Origin of the sequence: Mycobacterium sp., assembly GCF_049802695.1 — a bacterium.
Classification (GTDB): Bacteria; Actinomycetota; Actinomycetes; order Mycobacteriales; family Mycobacteriaceae; genus Mycobacterium.
The window spans coordinates 1-5,885 of the sequence record NZ_JBARMY010000142.1 but is presented as its reverse complement, the minus strand read 5'-3'; the positions used below and the strand labels follow the sequence as shown (position 1 = coordinate 5,885).

Genomic DNA, 5,885 nt, shown 5'->3' with positions numbered 1-5,885 from the left:
GGCGGCAGCGGCGGATCCGGGCCGGAGTGGAACCTGCTCAGCGGCAACGCCTTGAGTTGCGTCGACCCCACCATTGTTGGGCCGTGTGGCGTCGGAGGCTCTGACGCTTCGACATTACCCGGACACGAGCTGGCCACCAGCCCCTACGAGACCGTCGGCTCCAGTGCCACTGCCGGCAGCGATGCCAGCAGCGTCGGAACTCTGGGAAATGAAGCGAGCGGTTCTTCAGGTCTGACGAGTCTCTTGGATCCCTTCAGCAGTACGGGGAGTGACGTCAGCAGCAGCGGCCTGGGCCTCGCCAACGACCCCTTCTCCACTCTCCTGAGCGACTTCGGCTTCGGCGGTACCGGTCTGGGGAGCGAAATGAGTAGCGGTCTTGGCACCTTCGGTGCGGACCTGAGCTCGATTTGGTCCGACCTGGCCGGTCTCTTCTGATAGAGATCGGTCGCAACTGTATCCCACGGTGACGGTGGGGCGGGCCGCCTTTGCGGGCGGTTCGCCCCACCCAACCGTCACGTCACCAGCCCGCTACCGGCCAAGACTTCACGGCCAATTCTTCGACAAGGGGAGACCTTTAATGCGTGACGATCACAAGGGGCCTACTGGTCACCGAGGCCGCCGCTCGGCACCTGGCGCTGTCAGCAACAAGTGCGTGGCATGCGCATCGATCGTCGCAGGCTTAGCCGGGGTGGGGCTGTCTTGGCTTCCCGGCAGCGGACTAGTAAGCACTGGAGTCGCTACGCGAGTCGTCGGGGACATCGCCCTGACCACCGCGGCGGATCCGTTCATGGACTCTACGATCGTCCTTCCGGGGGCCGATGACACCATCGTCCTGCCCTCCGGCAACGTCATCAATCTCCCGTTCGGCGGCGACGGTTTCAACAACTTCTTCGGACCAGGCCTCGGCGGCGTGGCCGGAGGTGCCAGCACGGCCGAAACTGCAATCGGAACCACGTGGAGCGAGTTCACCACCCCGGTTGAGCAGTTCACCATTCCATTTCTCAACGACACCATCGTCCTCCCGGGGTCCAACGACACCTTCGCCTACCTCCCGGGTCTATTTTCCGGCAACGCCGTCAACCTGCCCTTCTTCGGAAATGGCGAGAACGACCTCTTCGGCGCCGTCTTCCCTCAAATCGGCAGCGCCCTCTTGAATTCCGGACTCGCAGTGGGGAACGCCGACAACCTATTAAGCATCCCAACCGAGTCGCTGCCCACCGATGCCACCGTCTTGCCGGGGTCAGCCGACACCATCGAATTCCCGTCTTTCAACACCATCAATTTCCCGTTGGGTGGGGTGGGTGAGAACAACTTCTTCGGCGGCGGCAACGGCGGTGACGGCGGCGTGGGCACGGGCATAGGCGTCGGGGGCAACGGCGCGGCGGACTCCTTAACCACGGCAGCGACGGGTACCAACACCGTCTCTCAGGGCGTGGGTGCGACCACCGTCTTGCCGTCCGGCAACACCATTAATTTCCCCTTGGGCGGTGTGGGTGAGAACAACTTCTTCGGTGGCGGCAATGGCGGCAACGGCGGCGCCGGTACCGGCATAGGCATCGGGGGCAGCGGTGGCGACACCACCGGTACGGGCATCGGCATCGGCGGCGCCGGCGGTGCCGGCGGTAATGGGGCCGAGTTCTTCCCCATCCATGTCAACTTCATCGATTCCAACACTGCAAGCCCAGTGAGCTTCACCGAATCGGGCGATGGAAGCCCAGTCACCTCCGCCGACCCTCTTGGCAGCTTCCTCAGCGACGTCCTCGGCAGCAACGGCAACTCATCCCTGGATGTCGCGACCGGCACCGGCATCGGCATCGGCGGTGCCGGCGGCGCTGGTGGCGACGGGGCCGAGATCTTCCCGCTCAACATCGACATCAACACGGCCGACCTCGGCGGTGCCAACTCTACCCTCGCCGCCTCCCTGGACAGCCTTCTCGGCAGCGGCGGCAGCGCCGCCGCCGAAAGCGGCGCCGATTCGGCATACGCCAGCATCTTGAGTTCCGCCCTCGACAATGTGGCGGCGGGAGGCACGAGCGTAAGCATCGACGGCCCCGGCGGCGCCGGCGGCGACGGAGCCCAGTTCTTCCCGATCTACCTGGACTGGGCCGATGCCACCGGCGCTCACTCCGCCCAAGTCACGCCCGTCGAACTCCTTGACAGCCTCGTCGGCAACGGCGTCCTCAGCAGCGGCGTCGATTCAGCGATAATCCCCACCAGCATCGCGGGCGACTTCGGCGCTATTCTCCCCGCCCTGATGTCCGACCTCGGCAGCCTGTTCTGACCGGCCGGGTCCCAAAGTCAGCGTCGAATCCCTTCGCCTGGCACATCCCGTAAGAGCGGTCGCCGCGTGTCCTGACCCGACGATGTCGGTCACCCGCGCTACGGTATCGAACAACAGTTCGGCGTTGAGGGAGCTGCGGTGCGTGTGATGGGCGTCGACCCGGGTCTGACCCGTTGTGGGCTGTCGGTGGTCGAAAGCGGCCCGGGCCGGCAGATCATTGCGCTCGATGTCGACGTGGTGCGCACGCCGGCCGGTCAGCCGCTGCCGCAGCGGCTGCTCACGATCAGCGACAACGTCGAGCACTGGCTGGACACTCACGTACCTGACGTCATCGCGATCGAGCGGGTGTTCTCCCAACAGAACGTGTCAACGGTGATGGGCACCGCGCAGGTCGGTGGCGTCATCGCGCTGGCCGCCGCCAAACGCGACATCAACGTGCACTTCCACACCCCGAGCGAGGTGAAAGCCGCGGTCACGGGAAACGGTGGTGCCGACAAAGCGCAAGTCACCGCAATGGTCACCAGAATCCTTGCGCTGCAAGCTAAGCCGACCCCGGCAGACGCCGCCGACGCGTTGGCGCTGGCGATCTGTCACTGCTGGCGCGCGCCGATGATCGCGCGGATGGCCGCCGCTGAAGCGAAAGCCGCCGAACAACGCTTGGCGGCGCGAATAAAGGCGGCCAAATGATCTCGTCGGTGCGCGGTGAAGTGCTTGACGTGGCACTTGATCACGTCGTCATAGAGGCGGCCGGGGTGGGCTACAAGCTGATGGCGACACCGTCGACGCTGGCCACGCTGCGGCGCGGCGCCGAAGCACGCCTGATCACCGCGATGATCGTGCGCGAGGACTCGATGACGTTGTACGGCTTCCCCGACGGCGAAACTCGCGACCTTTTTCTGACGTTGTTGAGTGTTTCCGGAGTGGGTCCGAAGATTGCGCTGGCCACCCTGGCGGTGTACGACGCTGCCGCGCTTCGGCAGGCCTTGGGTGACGGCGACGTCACCGCGCTGACCCGGGTGCCGGGCATCGGCAAGCGCGGTGCCGAGCGGATGGTGCTGGAGCTGCGCGACAAGGTCGGAGTTACTGGAGCGGCCCCGGCGGCGGTTAATGGACACGCGGTGCGCGGGCCGGTGGTAGAAGCCCTTGTTGGACTTGGCTTTGCGGTCAAACAGGCCGAGGAGGCAACTGACAAGGTGCTCGCCTCCGATGAGATTGCCAGCACGTCGAGCGCGCTGCGGGCGGCGCTGTCACTGCTGGGTAAGACCAAATGAGCCGCTTCGAGGACGGTGACGAGGCCGAGGAGCGTGAGGTGTCGGCTGCGCTGACCGTCGGCGAGGGCGACATCGATGCCGGTCTGCGGCCGCGCTCGTTGCGGGAATTCATCGGCCAGCCCCGGGTGCGCGAACAGCTGCAGCTGGTGATCGAAGGCGCCAAAAACCGAGGTGGCACACCGGATCACATCCTGCTGTCCGGGCCGCCCGGGCTGGGCAAGACGTCGTTGGCGATGATCATCGCCGGAGAACTGGGGTCGTCGCTGCGGCTCACGTCCGGTCCGGCACTGGAACGGGCCGGTGATCTGGCGGCGATGCTGTCCAATCTCGTCGAACACGATGTGTTGTTCATCGACGAGATCCACCGCATCGCCCGGCCTGCCGAAGAGATGCTGTATCTGGCGATGGAAGACTTCCGCGTCGACGTCGTCGTCGGCAAAGGCCCTGGCGCAACATCGATTCCGCTGGAAGTGGCGCCGTTCACGTTGGTCGGTGCCACCACCCGGTCCGGAGCTTTGACCGGCCCATTGCGCGACCGGTTCGGGTTCACCGCGCACATGGACTTCTACGAGCCGGCCGAGCTAGAGCGGGTGCTGGCCCGCTCCGCGGGCATCCTGGGCATCGAGTTGGGCGGCGACGCAGGTGCTGAGATCGCCCGTCGGTCCCGCGGCACGCCGCGGATCGCCAATCGGCTGCTGCGGCGGGTCCGCGACTACGCCGAGGTGCGCGCCGACGGCATCATCACCCGCGACATCGCTAAGTCCGCACTCGAGGTGTACGACGTCGACGAGCTCGGCCTGGACCGGCTGGACCGTGCGGTGCTCTCCGCGCTGACCCGCAGCTTCGGCGGCGGCCCAGTCGGGGTGTCGACCCTGGCGGTGGCGGTGGGGGAGGAGGCTGCCACCGTGGAAGAGGTCTGCGAGCCGTTCCTGGTGCGCGCCGGGATGATCGCGCGCACGCCGCGCGGCCGGGTAGCCACACCGCAGGCCTGGACCCATTTGGGCATGACCCCGCCGGCCGGTGCAAGTGGCCTCGGCCAGCCCGGCCTTTTCGACTAAAGGACGACGAGATGATCACTGCCGCTCTGGTGTTCGCCGCTCTGGCCGCGCTTTTGCACGTCTACATCTTCACTATGGAATCGCTGACCTGGACCACGCCGCGCACCCGTGCGGTCTTCGGCACCACTCGCGACGAAGCCGAAACCACCAAGCTGCTCGCGTTCAACCAAGGTTTTTACAACCTGTTTCTGGCGATCGTCGCGGGCGCCGGAGTCGTCGCCGTCGCTCTGGGTCATAACACGGTCGGAGTCACACTCGTACTCACAGGCACCGGATCCATGACGTGCGCCGCGGCTGTGCTGCTGGCATCGGCGCCGGACAAAGCCCGGGCCGCCGTGACCCAGGGCCTATTTCCCCTGATCGCAATCATCCTCGCCGTCATCGGGCTCGCGAGGTTGTGAAAGTCGAGCTCGCGGAGGGTGACCAGCCCGGCCTATTCGACTGATGTTCAGTCGGAGAAGTTAGCCCGCCGCCCGACGTGGGTACTCAGTGCCGATATCCGCCGGTAAAGCCGGTGGCCACTGTTTGGAGGACAACATGAGAGGGTCGCGAAACAGGGGGTTTAATAGGGGAGTCAACTCCGGCGGGATGGTCATGCCACGCAGCCGTGGTGCCCTCACCGGATTGATTCTGGTTCTGCTGGGTGCCTGGGGGGCACTGATACCGTTCGTCGGGCCGCAATTCGACTTCGCCTACACGCCGGACACGCCATGGGTCTGGACGGCTGCGCGGGGTTGGCTGGAAGTGTTCCCGGGCGTGGTCACGGTGCTGGGCGGTTTACTGCTGATCAGCTCCAGGAATCGGGCCACCGCAATGTTCGGCGGCTGGCTCGCCGTGCTGGGTGGCGCATGGTTTGTCGTCGGCACTGCGCTGGCCCCGGCGCTGCACCTCGGCGACGTGGGTCAACCGGTCGCGTCGACGGACGGCCGGCGAGCCTTGCTGGAGATCGCATACTTCTCCGGCCTGGGCGCGCTGATCGTCTTCTTCGGCGGCGGCGTGCTGGCGCGGTTGTCGGTGCGCACAGCGCGTGACGTCGAACCCTATTCTGTTCCGCCCGCCGCAGAAGAACCGGTGTCAGCGCCGCAACCGGTCGCGTCCGAGGTGTCGCCCGACGCGGCGACCCAGGCAGGACACAACCCGCTGCACGCGCCCGAAACCGAGCCGCGTCAGCGCCGAGGCCTGCTCCGGCGGCGGCGCGCCGGCGTCTAAGGTTCCACCGCCAGCCAGAAGCCAGGGTTGTGAGTTCACGCGAATTCACGACCCTGGCTTCTGTTT

Annotated in this window: 7 protein-coding genes; all 7 read left to right on the top strand. The window is 66.1% G+C overall.

What is annotated here, in order from left to right:
• On the top strand, positions 1-435 hold a 435-nt coding region (locus WA317_RS05660), incomplete at its 5' end, for a hypothetical protein (protein ID WP_425172102.1).
• Between the two features lie 352 nt (positions 436-787).
• Positions 788-2,281, top strand: a complete 1,494-nt coding sequence (locus tag WA317_RS05655; protein ID WP_425172101.1) for a hypothetical protein — start codon at positions 788-790, stop codon at positions 2,279-2,281.
• Positions 2,282-2,419: 138 nt separating this feature from the next.
• Positions 2,420-2,968 carry a crossover junction endodeoxyribonuclease RuvC gene (ruvC, locus tag WA317_RS05650; RefSeq protein ID WP_425172100.1) on the top strand — a complete coding sequence of 183 codons (549 nt, stop codon included), beginning with the start codon at positions 2,420-2,422 and terminating at the stop codon, positions 2,966-2,968.
• Complete coding sequence (gene ruvA, locus WA317_RS05645; protein ID WP_425172099.1) at positions 2,965-3,552, top strand: Holliday junction branch migration protein RuvA; 588 nt, start codon at positions 2,965-2,967, stop codon at positions 3,550-3,552. The genes ruvC and ruvA overlap by 4 nt, the downstream gene beginning before the upstream one ends.
• Complete coding sequence (ruvB, locus tag WA317_RS05640; RefSeq protein WP_425172098.1) at positions 3,549-4,610, top strand: Holliday junction branch migration DNA helicase RuvB; 1,062 nt, start codon at positions 3,549-3,551, stop codon at positions 4,608-4,610. Before ruvA ends, ruvB begins: the two co-directional genes overlap by 4 nt.
• An 11-nt stretch (positions 4,611-4,621) precedes the next feature.
• Positions 4,622-5,011: a DUF1304 domain-containing protein gene (locus WA317_RS05635; RefSeq protein WP_425172097.1), complete on the top strand. Its 390-nt coding sequence runs from the start codon at positions 4,622-4,624 to the stop codon at positions 5,009-5,011.
• A gap of 193 nt (positions 5,012-5,204) precedes the next feature.
• Positions 5,205-5,819, top strand: a complete 615-nt coding sequence (locus WA317_RS05630; protein WP_425172096.1) for a hypothetical protein — start codon at positions 5,205-5,207, stop codon at positions 5,817-5,819.
• The last annotated feature ends 66 nt before the right edge of the window (positions 5,820-5,885 follow it).